Origin of the sequence: Ruminococcus sp. FMBCY1, assembly GCF_023921805.1 — a bacterium.
GTDB classification, from domain to species: Bacteria; Bacillota; Clostridia; order Oscillospirales; family Acutalibacteraceae; genus Ruminococcoides; species Ruminococcoides intestinale_A.
This window is the reverse complement of the sequence record NZ_CP074197.1, coordinates 70,503-94,073: the sequence shown is the minus strand read 5'-3', so window position 1 is coordinate 94,073 and position 23,571 is coordinate 70,503. Positions and strand designations below refer to the sequence as shown.

Annotated in this window: 20 protein-coding genes; 9 read left to right on the top strand and 11 right to left on the bottom strand. The window is 38.4% G+C overall.

Annotated features, from left to right (window positions below; genetic code table 11):
- Positions 1–102: 102 nt before the first annotated feature.
- Positions 103–1,509 carry an aminotransferase class I/II-fold pyridoxal phosphate-dependent enzyme gene (locus KGF34_RS00420; RefSeq protein WP_249376542.1) on the bottom strand — a complete coding sequence of 469 codons (1,407 nt, stop codon included), beginning with the start codon at positions 1,507–1,509 and terminating at the stop codon, positions 103–105.
- Positions 1,509–3,098, bottom strand: a complete 1,590-nt coding sequence (locus tag KGF34_RS00415) for a peptide chain release factor 3 (RefSeq protein ID WP_252559442.1) — start codon at positions 3,096–3,098, stop codon at positions 1,509–1,511. The genes KGF34_RS00420 and KGF34_RS00415 overlap by 1 nt, the downstream gene beginning before the upstream one ends.
- Before the next feature lie 284 nt (positions 3,099–3,382).
- Between KGF34_RS00415 and hemW the strand changes: the two genes are divergently transcribed.
- Both hemW and hcp read left to right on the top strand, forming a co-directional pair.
- Entirely contained in the window at positions 3,383–4,483 is a 1,101-nt protein-coding gene (hemW, locus tag KGF34_RS00410) for a radical SAM family heme chaperone HemW (protein WP_252559434.1), read from the top strand.
- Between the two features lie 150 nt (positions 4,484–4,633).
- Positions 4,634–6,271, top strand: a complete 1,638-nt coding sequence (hcp, locus tag KGF34_RS00405) for a hydroxylamine reductase (protein ID WP_249376548.1) — start codon at positions 4,634–4,636, stop codon at positions 6,269–6,271.
- A 237-nt stretch (positions 6,272–6,508) separates the two neighbouring features.
- Here hcp and KGF34_RS00400 read toward each other — a convergent pair whose 3' ends face one another.
- Positions 6,509–6,775 carry a hypothetical protein gene (locus tag KGF34_RS00400; RefSeq protein WP_022235083.1) on the bottom strand — a complete coding sequence of 89 codons (267 nt, stop codon included), beginning with the start codon at positions 6,773–6,775 and terminating at the stop codon, positions 6,509–6,511.
- Between the two features lie 475 nt (positions 6,776–7,250).
- Here KGF34_RS00400 and KGF34_RS00395 point away from each other — a divergent pair, with 475 nt between their 5' ends.
- Complete coding sequence (locus KGF34_RS00395; RefSeq protein WP_252559433.1) at positions 7,251–7,883, top strand: 4'-phosphopantetheinyl transferase superfamily protein; 633 nt, start codon at positions 7,251–7,253, stop codon at positions 7,881–7,883.
- 121 nt (positions 7,884–8,004) lie between these two features.
- On the opposite strand, the gene KGF34_RS00390 is transcribed toward KGF34_RS00395, so the two are convergent.
- From KGF34_RS00390 to asd, 6 genes are all read right to left on the bottom strand, one after another.
- Positions 8,005–8,805 carry an amino acid ABC transporter ATP-binding protein gene (locus tag KGF34_RS00390; RefSeq protein ID WP_271229656.1) on the bottom strand — a complete coding sequence of 267 codons (801 nt, stop codon included), beginning with the start codon at positions 8,803–8,805 and terminating at the stop codon, positions 8,005–8,007.
- 12 nt (positions 8,806–8,817) lie between these two features.
- Positions 8,818–9,468: an amino acid ABC transporter permease gene (locus tag KGF34_RS00385; protein ID WP_022235080.1), complete on the bottom strand. Its 651-nt coding sequence runs from the start codon at positions 9,466–9,468 to the stop codon at positions 8,818–8,820.
- 2 nt (positions 9,469–9,470) lie between these two features.
- Positions 9,471–10,310, bottom strand: a complete 840-nt coding sequence (locus tag KGF34_RS00380; protein WP_249376553.1) for a transporter substrate-binding domain-containing protein — start codon at positions 10,308–10,310, stop codon at positions 9,471–9,473.
- A gap of 328 nt (positions 10,311–10,638) precedes the next feature.
- Entirely contained in the window at positions 10,639–11,406 is a 768-nt protein-coding gene (dapB, locus tag KGF34_RS00375) for a 4-hydroxy-tetrahydrodipicolinate reductase (protein ID WP_252559431.1), read from the bottom strand.
- 24 nt (positions 11,407–11,430) lie between these two features.
- Positions 11,431–12,333 (bottom strand): 4-hydroxy-tetrahydrodipicolinate synthase, encoded by a 903-nt coding sequence (dapA, locus tag KGF34_RS00370; protein WP_252559429.1) that lies wholly within the window; start codon positions 12,331–12,333, stop codon positions 11,431–11,433.
- A gap of 60 nt (positions 12,334–12,393) precedes the next feature.
- A complete protein-coding gene (asd, locus tag KGF34_RS00365) occupies positions 12,394–13,485 on the bottom strand; it encodes an aspartate-semialdehyde dehydrogenase (RefSeq protein ID WP_354667448.1) in 1,092 nt (363 codons plus the stop codon).
- 242 nt (positions 13,486–13,727) lie between these two features.
- On the opposite strand from asd, the gene queA reads away from it, so the two are divergent.
- The 6 genes from queA (at position 13,728) to KGF34_RS00335 (ending at position 21,496) form a co-directional block, all read left to right on the top strand.
- Positions 13,728–14,753: a tRNA preQ1(34) S-adenosylmethionine ribosyltransferase-isomerase QueA gene (gene queA, locus KGF34_RS00360; RefSeq protein ID WP_252559427.1), complete on the top strand. Its 1,026-nt coding sequence runs from the start codon at positions 13,728–13,730 to the stop codon at positions 14,751–14,753.
- A gap of 43 nt (positions 14,754–14,796) precedes the next feature.
- A complete protein-coding gene (tgt, locus tag KGF34_RS00355) occupies positions 14,797–15,927 on the top strand; it encodes a tRNA guanosine(34) transglycosylase Tgt (RefSeq protein ID WP_252559425.1) in 1,131 nt (376 codons plus the stop codon).
- 82 nt (positions 15,928–16,009) lie between these two features.
- Positions 16,010–16,426, top strand: coding sequence for a preprotein translocase subunit YajC (gene yajC, locus KGF34_RS00350; RefSeq protein WP_186935105.1), 417 nt, complete (start codon positions 16,010–16,012; stop codon positions 16,424–16,426).
- Positions 16,427–16,525: 99 nt separating this feature from the next.
- A complete protein-coding gene (locus KGF34_RS00345; protein ID WP_022235072.1) occupies positions 16,526–16,918 on the top strand; it encodes a TIGR04086 family membrane protein in 393 nt (130 codons plus the stop codon).
- 690 nt (positions 16,919–17,608) lie between these two features.
- Positions 17,609–19,744, top strand: coding sequence for a YARHG domain-containing protein (locus KGF34_RS00340; protein WP_252559423.1), 2,136 nt, complete (start codon positions 17,609–17,611; stop codon positions 19,742–19,744).
- A 108-nt stretch (positions 19,745–19,852) separates the two neighbouring features.
- Positions 19,853–21,496 (top strand): hypothetical protein, encoded by a 1,644-nt coding sequence (locus tag KGF34_RS00335; protein ID WP_252559421.1) that lies wholly within the window; start codon positions 19,853–19,855, stop codon positions 21,494–21,496.
- A 168-nt stretch (positions 21,497–21,664) separates the two neighbouring features.
- On the opposite strand, the gene KGF34_RS00330 is transcribed toward KGF34_RS00335, so the two are convergent.
- Entirely contained in the window at positions 21,665–22,813 is a 1,149-nt protein-coding gene (locus KGF34_RS00330) for an LCP family protein (RefSeq protein WP_186935108.1), read from the bottom strand.
- A 156-nt stretch (positions 22,814–22,969) separates the two neighbouring features.
- Positions 22,970–23,557 (bottom strand): 5'-deoxynucleotidase, encoded by a 588-nt coding sequence (gene yfbR / locus KGF34_RS00325; protein ID WP_022235068.1) that lies wholly within the window; start codon positions 23,555–23,557, stop codon positions 22,970–22,972.
- Between the last annotated feature and the right edge of the window lie 14 nt (positions 23,558–23,571).

Here is a 23,571-nt window from a genome sequence, read left to right as displayed (position 1 = left end):
AAGCCTGTTGATTCAGTATAATCGACAGGCTTTAATTATAGGTTCTATTTTTAAACTATTCAATAATACTTTTACAGTATTCCTACTGCTCATTAAATATAATCATTCACAACAAAGTATCTCTTTCGGGACTTTGCCTTTGGTAGAATACACATTTATACCGTTTTTAATCTGCATAAAAATTGTATCGACAATTTCTTGAGTTATAACTTCGCCCTTTGCCACAATCGGAATCCCGGGCGGATATGCCCACACATACTCAAGTGAAATTTTATTAATACTGTTTTTCAATCTGTAAAAATCTCCGCTTTTGCCGCTGCAATCACAAGGATTCAGTGCTATGCGAGGCTGTGAAAGAAACAGATTATTATAGTTTAATTCTTTTGCAGAACATTCGCTGTCAATGATTTGTAACGCATTTACAAGTCTTGCAAAACCCTCATCAGTATCGCAAACTGTCGTAATCAGTAAAACATAGTCCGAGCATACCATTTCAGGCTCAATTTTAAAATCGTTTCTAAGTTTGTCCGCAAGCTGAACACCATTAATATTCAGTCCTTTTACGGACACGGTAATTTTAGAAATATCAAAATCAAAAAAATTATGATTTTTAATATTATCATTGCCACAGCAAAGAACCTTTATATTTTTCAATTCTCGGCATTTTTCGTCAAAAGAATTAAGCCTGATTATATATTCATCAAAAGCCTTTGTATTCTTACAAAAATCAAGGCACTTTTCGATTGACGACATAAAAACATATGACGGACTGCTGGTTTCAAAAATTGCAAGGTTTTCGGCAAGAGGATTGATTAATTCTTCGTTTGAAGCGAGCAAAAGCGCAGTTTGTGTAAGTGACGGCAAGGTTTTATGCAAACTTGCAACCGCTGCATCCGCCCCACTTGCCACTGCCTCACTCGGAAAACTTTTTGAAAACGGAAAATGCGCCCCATGCGCCTCGTCAACAAGTACCGACACATTATGTAAATGCGCAATTCTGCTTATCTCTTTTATATCGGATACCGCTCCCTCATAGGTCGGCGAAGTAATAATCAACAGCTTTGCATCGGGATTTTCCCTGATTGCTTTTTCTGCCTGTGACGGTGTAATCGAACAGTTTATACCAAACTGTTTATCAACTTTCGGCACAATATATTTTGGGGTTAATCCGCAAAGCTCGAGCGCATTATAAACAGACTTGTGACTGTTACGGGCAACAATCACCTTATCTCCCCTGTCGGTCATGGCACGAACAGCAGACAATATTCCGCCCGTTGCGCCGTTTACAAGCAAAAACGCTTTCTTTACATTATATAATTTCTCCGCAAGGTTCTGCACTTCAAGAATACAACCCTCCGCATTATGCAAATTGTCAAAGCCGTCAATCTCTGTAAGGTCAATTACATATGGCATTATGCCGTCACAAAGCATAGGATTGCGTTTATGTCCCGGCATATGAAATGGATATACTCCGCTTTCGGAATACATTTTTAATTTATCGTACAGCATTACCAGTCAGTGCCAAACTCTCTTAATTCAAGTCCCTTGTTATGCTCAAGCGCCCAGTCAATGCTCCAATAACTTGTAAACAGCAACAAATGATTGCCTTTTAAGTCCTGTATACGCTTTGTATCTGACGCAAGGTCAAGTTCCTTTGGATTTACATCTTTATTTACAATCCATCTGATATATTCGTAAGGCAGATTTTCCATAATAATATCAACATTGTATTCGTTTTCAAGGCGGTATTTAAGAACATCAAACTGTAGCACGCCTACTACGCCTACAATTACTTCTTCCATACCTGCGTCAAGTTCCTGGAAAATCTGAATTGCACCTTCCTGCGCAATCTGACTTGTACCCTTTATGAACTGCTTACGCTTCATAGTGTCTTTCTGACGAACAAGAGCAAAATGCTCGGGTGCAAAGGTAGGAATACCCTTAAACTGAACTTTCTTTCCCGGTGAACAGATTGTATCGCCTATAGAGAAAATACCCGGGTCAAACACACCGATAATATCGCCTGCATATGCCTCTTCCACTATTTCACGCTCCTGCGCCATAATCTGCTGCGGTTGAGAAAGACGCATTTTTTTATTGCCCTGAAGATGGTAAACCTCCATATTTTTCTCAAACTTGCCGCTGCAAATTCTCATAAACGCAACTCTGTCACGGTGCGCCTTATTCATATTTGCCTGAATTTTAAATACAAATGCAGAGAAATAATCAGACATCGGCTCAACAATGCCGTCAACGGTTTCTCTTGCAAGAGGTGAGGTTGTAATCTTTAAAAACTGCTCAAGGAACGGCTCTACGCCGAAGTTTGTAAGAGCCGAGCCAAAGAATACGGGAGTAAGCTCGCCTCGTCTTACAGCCTCAAGGTCAAAGTCATCGCCTGCACCGTCAAGGAGTTCAATATCATCAAACAAATCCTGTCTGTGGTACATACCTATTACATCATCAATGTTCGGGTCATCGAGAGTGATTTCGTTTTTCTCAACTTCTTTCTGACCGTTGTTAGCGGTAAATGCGAGAATTTTCTTTGAATTTCTGTCATACACACCCTTAAATTCTTTACCCGAACCGATAGGCCAGTTTACAGGGCAGGTATGAATACCGAGTACATTTTCAATATCCTCAAGCAAATCAAAAGGATTTTTCGCATCTCTGTCCATCTTATTGATAAATGTAATAATCGGAATATGGCGCATTACACAAACCTTAAAAAGTTTGATAGTCTGTCGCTCAACACCCTTTGAACCGTCAATTACCATTACCGCCGAATCGGCAGCCATAAGTGTACGGTAGGTATCTTCGGAGAAATCCTGATGTCCGGGGGTGTCAAGAATATTTATGCAGTAGCCGTTATACTTAAACTGCAAAACAGAAGAAGTAACGGAAATACCACGCTGTTTTTCAATTTCCATCCAGTCCGATACTGCGTGCTTTGCAGTACGCTTGCCCTTTACAGAGCCTGCAAGATTGATTGCTCCGCCGTATAAAAGGAGTTTTTCTGTAAGTGTTGTTTTACCCGCGTCAGGGTGCGAAATAATCGCAAAAGTCCTGCGCTTGCTGATTTCTTCGTTTAATGAACTCATCTTTTACAATCCTTTCGGAATCATTTTTACATACTTTTCTACAATACTATATTTTACTATTTTTATTATATATATGTCAATAAAACGGAAGAAAAATATTTGTTTTACGGTATATAAAAAATCAATTGCTACAAAAGCTTGACAAATTTGTAATTTTATTGTAATATATAATTGATGAAGGTAATAAATTCATTTTATATTTTGTTTTTTCCTATTTTTTCATATACCTTCCAAATCGGGGCAGGAGTTTTACTTCTGCCTCAAATTCTTTTACGGAGATTATTATGAGTAAATCAATCGGACTGTATCTGCATATCCCATTTTGCAAAAGCAAATGCCCTTACTGCGATTTTTACAGCACAAGGGCGGGCGAATATGAATATAACGACTATGTTATTGCTTTAAAAGAAAAATTAAAATATTGGAGCAATCACTTTAACGGAACTGTAAAGACCGTATATATCGGCGGAGGCACTCCGAGCGTTCTTGGAGCGGAAAGGCTTTGCGATATTCTTAGTTCTGTAAAAGAAAATTTTACACTCGAAAGCAATGCGGAAATCACGGTTGAAGTAAACCCTGACAGCGGAAAAAAACTTGATTTTGCCTTAATGAAAAGTACAGGCTTTAACCGCTTGTCAATCGGTATGCAAAGCGCAGTACCCGCCGAATTAAAAAAGCTCGGCAGAATACACACCGCCGAAGACGCAAAACATACGGCAGAGCTTGCACAAGCTGCGGGAATTACCAACATTTCACTTGACCTTATGACAGGCATTCCTCTGCAAACAAAGGAAACTCTGAAACAATCCGTTGACTTTTGCGCTCAATGCGGAGTTACTCATATTTCATCGTATATTTTGAAAATTGAGGAAAACACAAAATTTGCGCAAATAGAATCAAAATTAAATCTTCCGAGCGATGACGAGCAGGCCGAACTCTACCTATATACAGTTGAATTGCTTGAACAATACGGATATATGCAATATGAAATTTCAAATTTTGCAAAAAAAGGTTTTGAAAGCAGACATAATTCAAGCTATTGGGAGTGCGGCGAGTACATCGGAATAGGTCCGTCCGCACATTCGTTCTTTAACGGTAAAAGATTTTTTTATGACAGAAGTATAGAGAATTTTAAAGCAAACAAAATTATCAATGACGGCGAGGGCGGCAATGCCGAAGAATATATTATGCTGTCTTTGCGATTGAAAAAGGGACTCGATACCGAAGAATATGCCAAAAAATACGGTACTCCGTTGCCGCAGAGTTTTTTCAAAAAAACTGATTTGTATGTAAAAAACGGTTTTATGGAACACAACGGCACTTCTTTTTCTTTTACTCCGAAAGGCTTTTTGGTTTCAAACACAATACTCGCCGATTTAATATAACTTAATTTTTAACAATTTTATAAAATAATGTTAATTTTAATTTCGTTGCCGTAACAACATATTTGCCGACCGAAAAATATTATACTTATACCACAAGGTAAGTAATTACAACAACTTACAACTGTATAAATAAATATTTTGGAGGCAACTATGGATTATAAAATGTTTTGTTATCAATGTCAGGAAACAGCTAATTGTTCAGGCTGTACAGTAAGCGGAGTATGCGGCAAAAAGCCTGATACCGCAAATATGCAGGACTTGCTCGTATATGTTACAAAGGGCATTTCGGCAGTTACCACACAAATCAGAGCAGAGGGAAAACAGATTGACAAAAGCATAAATCATCTTATTACTCTCAACCTTTTCACAACAATTACAAACGCAAATTTTGACAAAAATGTTATCGTTGAACGCATTAAAACAACCCTCAAAGTAAAAGAGAATTTGTTAAAAGAAGTTTCCGATAAATCAGCACTTCCAAGCGCATCTTTATGGAACGGAAATGAAAGTGAATTTGCGGCAAAAGCGGCTACAGTCGGCGTACTTGCCACAGAAAACGAAGACATAAGAAGTCTTAGGGAACTTATAACCTACGGTTTAAAGGGACTTTCGGCATACAGCAAACACGCAAATGTTCTTATGGAAGACAATGAAGAGCTTGACGCTTTCTTACAGAGAGCGCTGTCAATGTTGCTTGACGATACACTGTCCGTTGACGACCTTGTAGCACTGACACTTGAAACAGGTAAATTCGGCGTTGACGGAATGGCTATGCTTGACAAAGCCAATACTTCCGCATACGGTAATCCCGAAATTACAAAAGTCAACATCGGTGTACGCAGTAACCCTGCAATTCTTGTTTCGGGTCACGATCTTCGAGATCTTGAAATGCTTTTAGAACAGACAAAAGATACAGGAGTAGATGTTTACACTCATTCGGAAATGTTGCCTGCGCACTACTACCCTACTTTCAAAAAATACAGCCATTTTGTCGGCAATTACGGCAATGCGTGGTGGAAACAGAAAGAGGAATTTGAGAGCTTTAACGGCGCAATTCTTATGACTACAAACTGTATTGTACCGCCAAAGGACAGCTACAAAGGCAGAATGTTTACAACAGGCGCAGCGGGCTATCCGGGTGTAAAACACATCGGCGGCGAAATCGGAGAAATAAAAGATTTTTCGGAAATCATTGAAGTTGCAAAAAAATGCAAACCTCCGGTTGAAATTGAAAGGGGCGAGATTGTAGGCGGATTTGCTCATAATCAGGTACTTTCTCTTGCCGATAAAATCGTAGAGGCTGTACAGAACGGCGACATCAAGAAATTCATTGTAATGGCAGGCTGTGACGGCAGAGCAAAATCAAGAAATTACTACACCGAATTTGCAAAAGCATTGCCAAAAGATACGGTAATTCTCACCGCAGGCTGTGCAAAATACAAATACAATAAACTTAATCTCGGCGATATAAACGGTATTCCCCGTGTTCTCGACGCAGGTCAGTGCAACGATTCCTACTCGCTTGCGGTTATTGCACTTAAGCTAAAAGAAGTGTTCGGTCTTGATGACATTAACGAACTTCCAATTATCTACAATATTGCCTGGTATGAGCAAAAAGCCGTAATCGTTCTTCTCTCTTTGCTTTACCTCGGAGTCAAAAACATCCATCTCGGTCCTACACTCCCTGCTTTCCTCTCTCCAAATGTATTAAATGTACTTGTAGAAAACTTCGGAATAAGCGGTATCGGTTCTGTAGAGGACGATATAAAACTTTTCTTTAATAAGTAAGATTAGTGTTTAACGCACGGTTATTATTAAATAATTATAAAAGTTCGTCAAATTTTTCACTGACTGATATTTACTCCAACTTTTGATAAAAATAAAAATCATGGGCAAAACATTATGCTTGTTTTGCCCGATTTGCTTATATACCAAAAAACAGCCGCATTGCTGCGGCTGTCCTCAGTTTTTATGAAGTTTTGAAATTATCGTGAAAACACGGTATTATCAATGTAACTCGGGTTATCAGCCAACCTTGGCATCTGCTGTATCACCAAAGAAATTGAATCTGAAAAGTTTGCTTTCATCATTCTTATTATCACAGATGATGCTTGCCTCTGCAATTCTGCCGCCCTCAATAAGCTTTGTTAAGCCAACGAGCTGACAAAGTTTGCTCTTAAGGTTTAATCTGTCGCCTTCGCTTGTAACGAGATATACATTGCCCTCGCAGGTATCGAGCACGGCGAGGAATTTGGTTACATCAATGTCGTGTAAATTAAGGATTGGTGTCATAAAAATTTCCTCCTTTAAAAATATCAATTTTTATTTTTTCGTGCGCCATTTACCATTTGGCAAAATCTAGACTTAAATTCGACTTAATTAATTTTACTCGAGTAATGTGACTGTTTAATCAGCCGATAGTCAAGCGGACTATTTACTTGACAATTATTATTATACTCAAAAGTTCGTGAAAGTCAACATTTTTTAAAATATTTATTTGTACAATATGCTACTCAAATGTACATATCAACTAATTTAAAGTTGATATTTTTGTCTATATATCACAATAGTTAGAACATATGTTTACATTTTCTTCATTTGCTTTTTGCATTAGTTAATCATCTTTACCATTATAAAAGGATGCTTAGAACAAAATTTTGACTTTTTTAACAAAGTTGTATTTTTCATAAACAGAATAATATATCTATTACGATTGACTAAAAACAAAAATAATACTATAATTACACTAAAAGATGAGGTGAAAACATTGATAAAGCTCTATTTAGCTGATATTTCAGTTCTTTGCGACCCCTTGAATGATAACGGTAAAATTTCTCTTTTACCTAAAGAAAGGCAAATAAAGATACTAAGATATAAACTTGCCGACGATCGCAAACGCTCGCTCGGAGCAGGTTTAATTATAAATAAAATTCTCAATGAGAATAATATTGACATAAATTCAATTTATTACGGCAGTAACGGCAAACCGTATGTTGATAAAATTTTCTTTAATGCGGCTCACTCCGGTAACTTTGCTTTCGGAGTCAGTTCCGATAAGGAGATAGGCTGTGATGTTGAAATCATTAAAGAACCTCGCCTTGACGTTGCAAAAAGATTTTTCACCGAAAATGAATACAATTATATTATTCATTCGGAAAATACAAGCAATGCATTTTACAAACTTTGGACGATTAAAGAAAGTTATATAAAGCAGAGCGGCAAGGGATTGCGAACACCTCTCAACAGTTTTGAAATTAATATAAATAAAGATACCATTACCGTTTCGGAAAATAACAAGGAGAAGAATTGCTATATCACCCACTTTGAATTTAAAAATCATTCATTTGCCATATGCAGTATAGAAGAACCTCCGCTTGAAATTGAATTTAATTACTTATAAAGTAGTTCTGTTCAAAATGTTTTATAATCATTTAAGTAAAAGCGTGTACTAACCCCATAACTTGCAAAGCAAAACGCTCCGACTGCAATTAAACAGTCGGAGCGTTTTTATAATAGGTAGATTAATGATTGAATCTTGATAAAAATGCCTGTGTTCTCGGATTTTGCGGATTATTGATTACTTGTTCGGGTGTACCTTGCTCGGCAATTACACCGTCAGCCATAAAGATAATTTTATCTGCAACATCTCTTGCAAACTCAATCTCATGAGTAACAACAATCATTGTACTGTCAGAAGTTTTAAGACTTCTAATAACATTGAGCACCTCGCCTGTAAGTTCAGGGTCAAGCGCCGATGTAGGCTCGTCAAAGCACAAAACATCAGGATTAAGAGCAAGCGCTCTTGCAATGGCAACTCGCTGTTGCTGACCGCCGCTTAGGTTACAGGGATACGATTCGCTCTTCTCCGAAAGTCCCACTTTTTCGAGCAAGGTCAATGCAGTTTCTCGGATAATTTTTTGTGCGTCTTTATAATTTTTCGCACCCATATATTCGCCTGTCTGCTTTATCTGTTCTTTTGCCGCAAGGTGTGGAGCAAGCATAATATTGTCAATTACGCTGTACTGCGGGAAAAGATTAAAAGACTGAAACACAAGTCCGAAATGCAGTCTGTTTTTACGAATTTGCGACTCACTGTTTTTGCCGGAATCATTGCTGTCAAAAAGCACCTTATCCCCTACACTGATTTTGCCGTACTGCGGAGTTTCAAGAAAATTAAGACATCTTAAAAGTGTGGTTTTGCCCGAACCGGAAGAACCGATAATTGCAAGCACCTCGCCTTTCTCAAGCGAAAAACTGATGTCTTTCAGGACGGGAGTTTTGCCGTAGCTTTTACGGATATTTTCAACGCTTAACAATGACATAACTGCCCCTCCTTAACCTTTGTAATAATCGAGCTTTTTCTCTATAAACGAGAAAAGAATTGTTAAAACACCACAGAACACAAGGTAAAATACCGCCGAGTAGAACAACGGCCAAATAAGTCCCTGCATTGAGAAGTCTTTTGCCATCATCAAAATTTCAGGAATAGCGATAACGCTTGAAAGTGATGTATCCTTTACAAGCGTAATAATTTCGTTGCCGATCGGTGCTGTGATTTTCTTTACAACCTGCATAAGCACAACCTTAAAGAAAATCTGCGGCTTAGTCATACCAAGCACCTGTCCTGCCTCATACTGTCCCTTTGGCACAGACTCAATACCGCCACGGTATATTTCAGAAAAATATGCCGAATAGTTAATAATAAATGCTATAAGCGCCGCATTTATTCTCGAAAAATTGAATCCGCCGTTTGTCATAAGCGGTGGTACATAGAACACAACAAAAAGCTGGAGCATAAGAGGTGTGCCTCTGATTATCCACACAAAAGTTTTTGTAATCCACTTAATCGGTTTAAATTTTGACATTGAACCCATAGAAACAATAAGTCCAAGCGGCATAGCCGCAAGAATTGTCACTATAAAGATAAGGCAGTTTTGTCCAAAACCCTCTAAAAGGCTGTTTGTAACATTTATAAACTGGTTCATAATTATTTTGCCTTTACAAGGAGTAAATCCTGAAGATTATATTTTTCTGCAATCTGCTCAAGTGAACCGTCGTCGGCGCAAGCCTGAATAGCATCATTGAGTTTTGCAAGAGTTTCTGTGCTGTCCTTACGGAGTGCGATACCGTACTGTTCAGGTGAGAAAGCCTTGTCAGAAACTACCTTGAGGTCTGAATAATCAGAACCCTCTGCAAGTGTACCGATTGACATTACATAGTCGATAACCGCAACATCAGCTGTGCCTGACTTAACCTCAAGCAAAGCCTTTGCCTGTGAGTCAACCGAAACATAATCGGCGCTTGTAAAGAATTCATCACTCTGGGCAACCTCTTCACCTGCTGACTTCTTCTCTGCAACGACAGTCTTACCCTTAAGTGCATCTGCCGATGTAAGCTGATCCGCAATGTCTGCCTTAGCAACCATAACCTGCTTATTCTCCATATACGGAGTTGAAATGCTCATATTTTCCTGACGCTCTTCTGTAATTGTAAGACCGTTCCAGATGCAGTCAATAGTCTTTGCATTAAGCTCTACTTCCTTTGAATCCCAGTCAATCTTCTGGAACTTAGGTGTAACGCCCATCTTTTCGCAAACCTTTGTAGCGAACTCTGTTTCAAAACCTGTGAGATTGCCGTTTTCGTCCATATAGTTCATCGGCTCAAAATATGTAATACCGATTACAAATTCGCCTTTATTCTGAATATAAGTCCAATCGTTTTCAGTTTCCGAAGAACCTTTAGCGGTTGTTGAATTTGAACCGCCGCAACCTGCAAGAGCAGTTGCCGCCATAACACCTGCAAGTAATAAAGCTGAAATCTTTTTCATAAATGTTTTCCTCCATAATTTAACTTAGCGAAAAGCTACACTATATTATAGCATTATCACATTAGCAAAGTAAAGTGTTTTCGACAGATTTTTCCCTGTTATCGTAAATTTTATAACATTATTACAATCTGCAAGTTTGCAAAATTGCAATCGGATAACAGTTTCTTAAAAAACAAACCTGTTATATTCTAAATGTTGGGGTAAAAATAATAAATAATGGTTTAGCAAATTGTTTCGACAAGCAATCAGCTAAACCATAATTATCCCCCAACTATAAAAAGCCAAAAAAACGGCACTGATAAAAAGTGCCGTTTTAAAGTTAAAATAATCAGCCGAGCTTTGCGGCAAGGAGATTACCCATATTGTACATACCTGCGCCCTGATCTGCAAGATAAACAGCGGCATTTACTGCGCCGACTGCAAATACCTCTTTTGATTGAGCCTGATGTGAAATAGTTACAACCTCATCGTGACCCGCAAAAATAACCTCGTGTTCGCCAACAATAGTACCGCCTCTTACAGAGTGAATACCGATTTCATTCTTAGAACGCTTTTTGCGGTAAGAATGGCGGTCATAAACATACTGCGGTTCTTCTGCAAGTGTGTCGGAAATGCCGTCTGCAATCATAAGTGCAGTACCGCTTGGAGCGTCAATTTTCTGATTGTGGTGTTTCTCTATGATTTCAATATCGAAATCTGCCGCACCGAGAATCTTTGCAGCCTCTTTTGAAAGCTCAATAAGAAGATTGATACCGAGCGACATATTTCCCGAATAGAAAACAGCTACACTTTCAGACGCTTTTTTTATTTTTTCAACCTGCTCCGGTGAATAACCTGTTGTGCAAAGTACGCAAGGAATTTTTTTCTCAAGCGCATATGCGAGAATATCGTCAAGAGATGCAGGATTTGAAAAATCTATAATAACATCAGCCTTTTTGTCTGATACGGCAAGGCTCTCAAATACAGGATAATCGTATGCAGGTGTGCCGAAAGGATCTGCACCGAAAACAATTTCACAGTCATTTCTTGACTGAACAGCCGAAGTAACGGCCTTACCCATTTTTCCGTTACAGCCTACAAGAGCTATATTTACCATTTTAAACTTCCCCTTTTGTACGAATTACTGTGCGTGCTTGCCGAGAAGATCGTACTTAGCAAGGCAATCCTTAAGATCGTGATAGCCTGCTGCGCTCATAGGAACGAGCGGAAGTCTGCACTCACCGCAGTCAAAACCAAAGAGGTTCATAGCTGTCTTAATCGGAATAGGATTTACATCGTTAAACATAATGTTCATAAGCTCAAGATAGTGGAAATGGAGCTTTTGAGCCTCTGCAAAGTCATTTTCAAGACAAAGCTGACAAATCTTATGCATTTCGGCAGGGCAAATGTTTGCAAATACTGAAATTACACCCAAAGCGCCGAGTGACATAAACGGAACTGTCTGGTCGTCATTACCCGAATAAATGTCAAGATTATCTCCGCAAAGTGAACGAATGAGCGCAACCTGTGAAATATTGCCGCTTGCCTCTTTTGCAGCAACAATATTAGGGTGCTTGCAAAGCTCCTCATATGTCTTTGGCTGAATGTTACAGCCTGTTCTTGAAGGAACATTATAAAGAATGATAGGAAGGTCAACTGCATCCGCAATTACATTGAAGTGCTTTACAAGACCTGCCTGTGAAGTTTTATTGTAATATGGAGTTACACAAAGGAGTGCGTCTGCACCGGTCTTTTGGGCAGACTTTGAAAGCATAACGGCAGTTGAAGTATCATTGCTGCCTGTGCCTGCAATAACAGGAATTCTTCCGTTGATTTTCTCTGACACGAAAGAAAGCACTTTGCAGTGTTCTTCCTCCGAAAGAGTTGCTGCCTCGCCTGTTGTACCGCAAGCGATAATGGCATCTGTACCGTTTTCAACATGGAATTCAAGCAACTGCTCAAGTACATCATAATTTACGCTGCCGTCAGAATTCATAGGTGTTACAAGAGCAACACCGGAACCTGTGAAAATGTGATTTCCCATAATTTACCTCCATTTAAGATTTTTAATTTAAAATTAAATTTATAAAGCTGACGGCTTAAATCAGTCCATATAGCCTTCAGCGCAAAGAAGTTCCGCAAGCAATACTGCGCCGCCTGCTGCACCTCTTAATGTGTTGTGTGACATACAAATAAACTTGTAATCATACTGTGTGTCTTCTCTGAGTCTGCCTACAGAAATAGCCATACCGTTCTCAAGGTTTCTCTCACTCTTAATCTGTGGACGATCAGGCTCTGTAAAGTAGTGTAAGAACTGCTTTGGTGCGCTCGGAAGCTCAAGCTCCTGTGCTCTGCCCTTGTATGATTTCCAAATCTTGATGATTTCTTCTACAGACGGTTTCTTTACGCCGTCTTTAAATGACATAAATACAGCAGCTGTGTGACCGTCTGAAACAGGTACACGAATGCACTGAGCTGTAATGGCAATATCGTCTGTCTTAACGATTTCGTTGTTCTCAATGTGACCCCAAATCTTGAGTGGCTCCTGCTCTGACTTCTCTTCCTCGCCGCCAATGTAAGGAATAACATTATCTATCATTTCAGGCCATGTCTTAAATGTTTTGCCTGCACCTGAAATTGCCTGATATGTACAAGCGAGAACCTTATCTACGCCAAGCTCCTTGAGTGGGTGGATAGCAGGAACATAGCTCTGGAGTGAACAGTTAGACTTAACTGCAATAAAGCCTCTCTTTGTGCCGAGTCTTTTTCTCTGAGCGTCAATAATCTCAAGGTGATCTGCATTGATCTCAGGAATAACCATAGGAACATCCGGAGTAAATCTGTGTGCCGAGTTATTAGAAACGATTGGGCACTCTGCCTTTGCATATCTCTCTTCAAGAGCTTTGATTTCGTCTTTCTTCATATTTACAGCGCAGAAACAGAAGTCAACCTGTGAAGCAACCTCTTCAACATTCTCTGCGTCAACAATTACCATATCTTTATATTTCTCTGGAAGATCCTTTGTCATATGCCATCTTCCCTCAACTACATCACCGTATTTTTTACCGGCACTTCTTGCACTTGCCGCAAGAACCTTTACCTCAAACCATGGGTGATTCTCAAGAAGGAGAGCGAAACGCTGACCAACCATACCTGTTGCACCGATAATACCAACTTTAAATTTCTTCTGATTCACAACAATTCCTCCGAATGAAATATTTTTTATAAAAAGCAGTTGCCTTATTTGATAAAATATTATATTATTAAGACAGTGTGTTTTGCAATGCCGAGCTTTGTCGAACAAACGCACAAACTGCTCATATTAAATTATAATATATCATTTAATATTTATAATGTCAATTATTTTTGCAATCACAAACACAATTTTTATAAATTTTCAGCCTCATTTTCGAGGTTTTTTCTTGAGAGGAACTAAAAATGAAAACAAGTGATTTTTATTACGATTTACCGAAAGAACTTATCGCTCAAACCCCCGTCGAACCCCGTGACAGTTCAAGACTTATGCTGCTTGACAGAAACACAGGTGAAATCGACCACAAGCATTTTTACGATATTATAGACAGCTTAAACCCCGGAGATTTGCTTGTGGCAAACGATTCGAGGGTTTTGCCTGCAAGAATTTACGGTATCAAGGACGAAACAGGTGCGAGAGTCGAGTTTTTATTATTAAGACAGATTACAGGCAACCGTTGGGAAGCTCTCTGCAAACCTGGTAAAAAAGCCAAAGAGGGCGCTTCTTTTACTTTTGGTGACGGACTTTTAAAAGCTACCGTTGCAGAAGTAAAAGATGACGGCAACAGAATAGTTGACTTTGAATGTGACGAAAACTTTTTCAGCACACTTGACAAAATCGGTCAGATGCCGCTTCCTCCTTATATTACGGAGGAACTTAAAGACAAAGAGCGTTACCAGACAGTTTACAGTCACGAATTGGGTTCTGCCGCCGCTCCCACAGCAGGACTTCACTTTACAAAAGAGCTTATGCAAAGAATAAAGGATAAAGGCGTAAATATTGCTTATGTTACACTGCATGTCGGTCTGGGAACATTCCGTCCCGTAAAGGTAGATGATGTAACAAAGCATAAAATGCACAGCGAACATTACGAAATTCCGCAAGAAACCGCAAAACTTATTAATGAAACAAAGAAAAACGGCGGCAGAGTAATTGCAGTCGGCACAACTTCCTGCCGTACTCTTGAAAGTGTTGCGTCATTCTACGGAGAAATTAAGCCGTGCGAGGGATTTACGGATATATTCATTTATCCGGGTTATGAGTTTAAAGTGCTTGACGGACTTATCACAAACTTCCACCTCCCGGAGAGCACACTTATTATGCTTGTAAGCGCATTTGCAGGATATGACAATGTGATGAATGCGTACAAAACCGCCGTTAAAGAAAAATACAGATTTTTCTCATTCGGCGATGCAATGTTCATTTCTTAATCAAAAACATTATTATTGCGAATTAAAAGGAGATTTCTATAATATGTTAAAAATTATTAAAACAGAGGGAAACGCTCGCCGAGGCGAATTTGTTACACCTCACGGCACCGTGCAAACTCCTGCATTTATGAATGTTGCCACCTGCGGAGCAATCAAAGGCGCTGTTTCCGCACTTGATTTAAAACAGATTAAATGTCAGGTTCAGCTTTGCAACACATATCACCTGCACCTAAGGCCGGGTGACGAAAAAGTCAAACAAATGGGCGGACTTCACAAATTCACCCGTTGGGACGGTCCTATCCTCACCGACAGCGGTGGATTTCAGGTTTTCTCACTTGCAAAGCTAAGAAATATTAAAGAAGAGGGCGTTTACTTCAACTCTCATATTGACGGCAGAAAAATTTTTATGGGACCCGAAGAAAGTATGCGTATTCAGTCAAACCTCGGCTCTACTATAGCAATGGCTTTTGACGAGTGTGTAGAAAACCCATCTCCGTATGACTATACAAAGAAAAGCGTTGAGCGTACAACACGCTGGCTTAAAAGATGTATAGCAGAAATGAACCGTCTTAACTCGCTTGAAGATACACTCAACCGTGAGCAAATGCTCTTCGGCATAAATCAGGGCGGCATTTACAAAGACTTGCGTATTAACCATATGAAAGAAATTGCAGACCTTGACCTTCCGGGCTATTCAATCGGCGGTCTTGCTGTCGGAGAACCTACGGAAAAAATGTATGAAATCATCGAAGCAGTTGAGCCTTATGCACCGAAAGACAAACCGAGATACCTTATGGGCGTAGGTACTCCCGTAAACATTCTTGAGGGAATCGCAAGAGGCATTGACATTTTTGACTGTGTAATGCCAAGCCGTAACGCAAGACACGGACAGCTGTTTACATGGGATGGTGTGCGCAACATTAACAACGCAAAATACGAAGTTGACGAACGCCCGATTGACGAGCATTGCGACTGCCCTGTTTGTCAAAACTTTTCAAGAGCATATATACGACACCTCCTCAAAAGCGGTGAAATGCTCGGTATGCGCCTTGCCGTTCTTCACAATCTGTACTTTTATAATAATCTTACGGCAGTTATCAGAGAACAGCTTGACAACGGCACTTTCACAGAATTTTACAATAAATATCGCAATATTCTCGGAGTAAGAATTTAATACCGATATTTTTTAAAAAACTTCTTGCAAGATTAATATAAAGCTGTTATAATCAATGTAATGTATGAAAGGAATGACTGCTATGAATTTTTTAAATCAGGTTGTACTTGCTGACGCTGCTTCGGGCAACGCTTTCGGTACATACGGTATGATTCTTATTTGGGTTTTGGTATTCGCTGCAATGTACTTCTTTATTTTGCGCCCAAGCTCAAAGAAGAAAAAAGAAGAAGCACAGATGAGAAACTCTCTTGAAATCGGTGATGAAATTACAACAATCGGCGGCATTATGGGCAGAGTTGTTGCAATTAAAGATGATGAGGACGCTATCATTATTGAAACAGGTTCCGACAGAGTTAAAATGAAATTTAAAAAGTGGTGCATCTCTACTGTTGATACAGTTAAGGAAGCTCCCGCAAAAGAGAAATCTTCTGATAAAGAAGAAAAGACTGAGAAAAAAGGCCTTTTCGGTAAAAAGAAAAAGGACGAAGAGGACAAGTAATCTAATCTTTTCGTTTCATTCACTTAGTTTTTGAATTAAATAACTTTCCCTCGAATATATATGAGTATATTAATATTTATATTATTCGGGGGAATTTTTATGTCTGATAAAAAACAACTCATAAAATCGGTTTTTGTAGGTGTACTTACATCCGCACTTACGGAAATTATACTTATGTCGCTGTTCTCCGTACTGATAATAACCTCGGGGTTACTGCCTGCCGATATTACCGACTACATAATGGTGGCAGTCACAGCTATGTCGGTATTCTGCGGCGGATTTATCTGTGCAAAAGTCAATAAATCTTCCGGATTAATATGCGGTTTACTCACAGCAGCGGCGGTATTTGTAATTATTACCGTAATCGGGCTTTTGCAAAGCGAAGCCGTACTTACCCCTCTTTCTCTGATTAAACTCGGCGCAATGCTTATCTGCGGCTGTGCGGGCGGTGTATTGGGAGTTAATCAAAAAGAAAAGGTATTTATAAAATAAAAATGTAATTTTAAAGATTTTAAATTATTTGGTTCTTTTGCAATAATTTACCAAACAATTATAAAAGTTTGGTCGACCTTTTCAAAGGTCGTGGGTGTGGGCAAAGCCCACAAATACTTTTCGCTTACGCAATCTAACGATAGCCAAACAGCCTGCTGTTTGGCGGCTTAAACACAACGGCGTTAGCCTTTAAATGCGACAGCAACAAGAAAAAGCACTTGTTATATAATGAAAAAGTTAATCATTTATTTTCTAAAAGGCTATCGCCTCTTTTAACAAACTTAGTCTTAGCACGCAAACAGCTACGCTGTTTGTGCCCGATAAATTGCTATATTTGAAAATATTATGTGCGCTGTCCAAACCCGCAAGCCTTTAAAAAGGCTTGACCTAAATTTTTAAATTATTTTGCTTAACTCGTGCAATAAACCATAATTTATTAATATTATCCAAACATTTAGAACAGAACTAATTATTTTTCTTTATACAAAATATGACAGAGCTTTGAGTTTTTGAATCAAAGCTCTGTTTTTTGTAAAAATTTACAAGTTTATTTACAAAATATTCATAAACTATTCAGAAAAAAATATAGAAAAAAATCCTGTAATATGATATAATAGCATAATACGGAAGTGTGCCGTATTGAAGGTATATGAAAACAATACATTTGTGTAATAGATAGGATGTGTAAAAATGGCCAGAGGTATTAAATTACCGGAAGAATTAAAAGATTGGAAAATTACTTCGCTTGTTTCCGAAAAGAAAGGGCAAAATAAATATCGAATTGTAAAAAAAGACAGCAGCGGCGAGGTTTTCGCTAACCTGTTCCATATTTTTGCATACGGTAATCACTACAGCAATGAGAAAGCCGATTTTTTTGAAGATGAAGTTAATTTTCTCAATTCCATAGCTGATAAAAAAGAATATTTCACCTGCTTTGGCGCTTATCTTTATGATAATCCGTCAAAAGAAAAAGCAGATATGTATATTGCTACAGAGGAACTTGAACCTCTTTCAAAAGTAATGCGCAGTAAAAACTTTACTGACGACGAAATTACCGATTTCGGCTTGCAGATGGCTGAAATTCTTATGTTTCTCGAAGAAAAAAATATTTTTCACGGCAATATCCGCCCGGAAAATATTTTTGTAACCGCAGACGGTAAGTACAAGCTCGGAGGTTTTTCCGATTTTGAATGTAAAGCATCTGACCTTGACTTCTCAGCACCCGAAGTTGCAGAAGGCAGAAATCCTGACCTTACTACAGATATTTACTCCGTAGGTCTTATTATGTACTGCCTTGCAAACAATAAGGCTTTACCTTTCGAGGGCGGTCTTACAACTAAATCGGAAGCTGTTAAAATGCGTACCGACGGTACGGCAATTACCGCTCCTAAAAACGGCAACGAAAAGCTGAAAAGTATTATCGTTATAGCTATTCAGCCGAAAAACGAAAGCAGATGGAAAAATGCCGTTAATATGAAAAACGCTTTGCTTGCGTCTTGCGGAAAACTTACTGCAGAACCCGAAAAAACACAGGAAAAACAGGAAGAAAAAGAAACTCCCGCAGTAACGGGCGCAGTGCCGACGCTTTTTGAACAGGCAGAAAAAGCCGAAAAGGACAAAAAAGCAGAAGACAATACAGAAAAATCCACACAGCCGGAAGAAACAAAAGAACCTGTTGAAAATAAACCCGATGTACCTGTTGTTAAGGAAGATGAAGCAAAGGTTACGGAAACAAATTCGGAAGATACCGCAAAAATTAAACCGCAGACTGCTGAAAAAGAAAATTCGTTTGCTCCCGATGTTCCTATTTCAAACGATGTTTTTGACGAGTACGAGGTAACAAAAAAGCCCGATACCCAAGTAAAAGCATCTACTAAGGATTACGGTTCGTTCTTTGATGACATTGACGATACAGACAGCAAAAAGGCAGAACCTGTAAAAAATACCGTTTCGGAAAGCGAAACAAAGAAACCGGAACCTGTAAAGCAGAAACCCGAAAAGAATGAAATCAAAAGCAGTATTCCGATTGATTATAAATCTAAAAACGCAAAAAATGCAGAGACGGACGAAAAGCCACGCAAAAAGGGCGCTACAATTGCAATAATCACGGTCAGCGTAATTATTATACTTGCAGTTCTCGGCTTTGTCGGATACATTGTTTACAATGAGATTTTTGCTGAAAAAATCAATAATACAAAGCCTGCCACGGCAGACGAGATAACAACAGCGGCAACTACCGTGCCCCCTACGACGGTTGCACCGACTACTCAACCTACAACCGTTGCGGAAAAAGAGATTATTTCAGTTATCGGATATGACTACGAAAGCGCTAAAAATAAACTTGAGGAGCAAGGCTTTAAGGTTGCGGAGGGCAATCACCTTTACAGCACACTTTACAGCGAGGGATATGTAATTTCTCAAAGTCCCGAATCAGGCACAAAGGCAAAACCGGGCACTGTAATTACACTTGATATTTCACTCGGCGAAGAGTATGTTGAACCCGAAACCACAGCACCCGAAGAATCAAGTCAGAGTTCTGCGACCGAAAACGATTTTATCTTTGCAAACAGCGATTCTTCATATATAAGTCAGTCAGAAGTAAAAGACCTTAGCGACAACGATCTTGAGCTTGCACTCAATGAAATTTACGCTAAGAGAGGCTGGATATTCTCCGACCCGGAGCTTTCCGCTTACTTTAATTCACAGTCATGGTACACACCACGCTACACTTCTTCGGAGTTTTCTAAGAATGTAACATTTAACGAATATGAGCAGGCTAACATTCAGCTTATTATAAATGAGCAAAAGAGCAGGGGTATTCGCTGATAACCACAGACACAAAAACATTAAAAGGATAAATCATTTATGAAAAAATTTTTTATTAAATTATTTAAAAATAAATTATTTGTTTCCTTTGCAGTAAATGCTTTGATAATGGTTTTTTGCATATATGTTTCTTCGTTTTCATACGACTCTTACAAAGACTATGAAAATTCTCTGCTTATTTCACATTATCACATACCGTACAACAATACAGTCAACTACTTACTCGCATTTGCTGTAAGCAGTATTCAATATATTTTTTCCACAATCAATATTTTTGTATTTGCACAGGTAATATTCGGCTGGCTTGCCTTTTCATCCATCACCTATGCGCTGACCGATAAATTCGGATACAAAATAGGAATTGTATTTTCTGTATTTTTAAACATTTTATTTGCACTTAACCACTATGCAGACATAGCAAGTCAAAAGACATCCGCTATTATGCTTACTGCGGGTTTTCTGCTTATGTTTAATGCAATCAGACGAAAAAGATACAGATTTATGTGCCTGCTTGGCGCAATTGAAATTTTGATTGGCTCGTTCTACTGCTTTGAACTTTTCTTTGTTGCATTGGCGTTTGCGATTGTTTATCTTATTGCCGACCTTATTGCAAAAGGTAAATATAAAATCAAATTTCATAAGTTTATGTGGTATTTCAGACCTTTTCTCATTTTATTCGTTCTTATTACGGTTTTGACTTTTGCTCTGCATAACTACTCCGTAGCAGTCAATACTCAAAACGATACTTTAAAAGGCAACTATGAATACCATCAACTGACAGAGAAAATCGCTAATTTTCCTTATCCCGATTACAGCAAGAACAAAGAGGCTTTTAGCAATGTGGGAATAACAAAAACAGAGTACGAACTTCTCAAAGACGGTTATTACGATGAAAGCACACCGATTAATCTTGATGCGTTAAAACTTGTTGATTCACTGCAAAAGCAGAACAACAATCTTACAATTTGGGACAGCTTTGTGGATTTCCTTTCATCAAGCGGAGTAAGTCTTGCCTCGTTTGATAATGACGCAATGCTTATCATAATCTACATTATATTCGTTACACTGTTCCTTGTTTTTCACAAGAAAACTCATATGTTCTTCCCTATCCTGATAACTTTACAGCTCATTGTTTCAAACTCTTTACTGAGATATTTGTTCAACAGTTACTATTACACTGTATATATTTCGTGGATAATGGCTTATTGCGTACTTTTGTACAGCATAGATTTTACAGCGTTTAAAGACGGTTGTAATGCAATGCTGAAAGCCGCAAGAAAAGGAACTTTCTTTGTATCGGCTATGCTTGTTGTAACACTGTTGCTTGTAAACTGCCTTGTTTATCAGTCACACCTGCACAACAACATAGATACCAAAAGCCGACCTAGCAGACTGTATGTTGAGGTTGAAAGACATCCCGAAAGATTCTATATACTTGATACAAAGACTGCAATTGAATACACAAAATATTCAACAAACTATGTCCATCCTATGTGGGGCTTTAAATCCTCATATTTGAGCAATGTTGACAGCTTTGGATATATGCATCATAATTCGGTGCTCAACAAAAAGGGAGCAGACAGTGTGTACCGGGCGGCTATAAGTATAAAAAATGTTTATGTTATTGACAACTACATCACCTATAAAAAAGAAAACTACTTAAAGAAATATTACTCGACAGAAGAAAACAAAAGTTATTTCTATAAACTTGAAACCGAAATTGACGGTTACAAAATTTATTCGGTAGTTTAATAAAGAAAACGCTTTAGCAAGCTTAATTGTTGCTAAAGCGTTTTTTGTACAGTGCAATGAATACGCAAGTGCTTTGCTTAGTAGATTTCTTCCGGACAGATATGTAAACTTAAATCTATAAATTAAAAAGTGCCGCACCCGTTTAGGATGCAGCACCTATGTTAGATATTAATTTGAACTTGTTGAGGTTGTATTTCCTGTTATAAGCTCCTCATAAATAAACTCCGCAAAAAGTTTTCTCTGGGTTTCAAGATCCGAGAATGCAATTACCGAACCTACCGGAGTATCATTCATATAATACCACTGACCTTCTTCAGGTACTGTGTATTGTTCAACCGAATATGTGAGGTATGTCATTGAATGTGATACAAGCGCTGTAATTTCATCTTTCTTGAGGTTTGTTGTAACAAGAGGGCCAACCTTACCTACGATTGAAATTATTTGAGTTAAGTCAGCGTCTTTCATATCGTTGAACATTGTTTCAAGTAACTTACGCTGACGTGATGTTCTGTCCCAGTCATCACCGGCAATACCGATTCCTTCTTCGGAAGAATCAAGACCTCTGTTTCTTGCATACCAAAGAGCCTGCTGACCTGTAAGGTGAACCTTGCCCGGTGCGTCAGTTATTGTTGTACGGGTATCCGACTGCTTGTTCTTGTAAAGCTGATAGTTGATGTAATCAATCTCGTCCTGAGTAAGCTCAAGGTCAATACCGCCGAGAACATCAATAATATCAATAAAACTTGCATAGTCAACAACCGCATAACGGTCAACCTTTACGCCGAAGTTCGATTCAATAGTCTGAATTGTAAGTTTCGGACCGCCGTAAGCATAGGCATTTGTAAGTTTGTCATAACCGTAACCGTCAACATATACATAACTGTCACGCTGGAAAGAAGTCATCTTAAGCTTTTTGTGACGGTTGTCAATAGACAACATAATCATTGAGTCGCTTCGGCCGAATTTCTCTCCCTTTGCATTATCCTCACCGAACAGCATAACATTGAGGACTTTTGAATCTTCAAGCAATTCGTCATTGCTAAGCTGCGATTTACTGAAAGTACCGTCAGATGTAGGCAATGTACTTGAAGTGGCTTTCGTTGAATTATTATCCGAAATATCAACAAACTTAAGGGAATTAAGAACCGAATAATAATAAAGAAGTCCGCTGCCGCCGATAAGCAAAAGAATTGAAAGAACAATTGATGTTATTCTGATTGCTCTGCCCCTCTTTTTGTAAATTTTATTTACCTGCTTATTAGAGCTTATATCGACAAAACCTTCTTTTATTTCGTTATTGTTATCGTGATTTGCCATAACATTCCTCCGAAAAACAAAGATTTAATTATGTTACAATCCGAGCATAACTAATTTAATAATTATACCATATAAGCACAATAATTAATTCTAAATAAGAATTTTATGTCTGATATTTTATAATTTTGTAAAATTATGTAAATATCAGAGGTTTTTTTACTGCATTTCGTCAAGAGAAAGTGAAAATGCAGGTAAAAACTCATTTGTAAACACATCTGCTTCAGGCATATTCATATCGGAAATTGATTTTTCTATGCCGTTTTTAGCCTCTCTGAATTCTTCGTTTCCCATACGCAGTTCTTCTATGCACTTTATAAGAGCAGAAAATCGGTCGGCTGCCTTAACAAACCTTTTGAGTTTTAGGTCATCTTTACCGCTTTGTTTTATAATTTCTTCCATATCTTTTCTGAAATCTTCGGGCAAAAGTGAGCAAAGTCTGTCGGCGGCGGCATTTTCAATTTCTTTGTATGCATCTTTTATTGTATTGTTAAAATACTTTATCGGTGTCGGCATATCTCCTGTAATAATTTCTGTGGTATCGTGGAAAATCGCAAGAATACTTGCTCTTTCAGCATTCAGATTACCGCCGAATTTTTTGTTATGAATAAGCACAAGACAGTGCGCAATCATTGCAACCTGCAAACTGTGCTCGCTTAAATTCTCATATTTTGTATTATTCATAAGTCCCCAGCGATTTATGTATTTCATTCTTGACATCATAGCATAAAAATTCGACTGTTCCATAGCTGTTTTCTCCT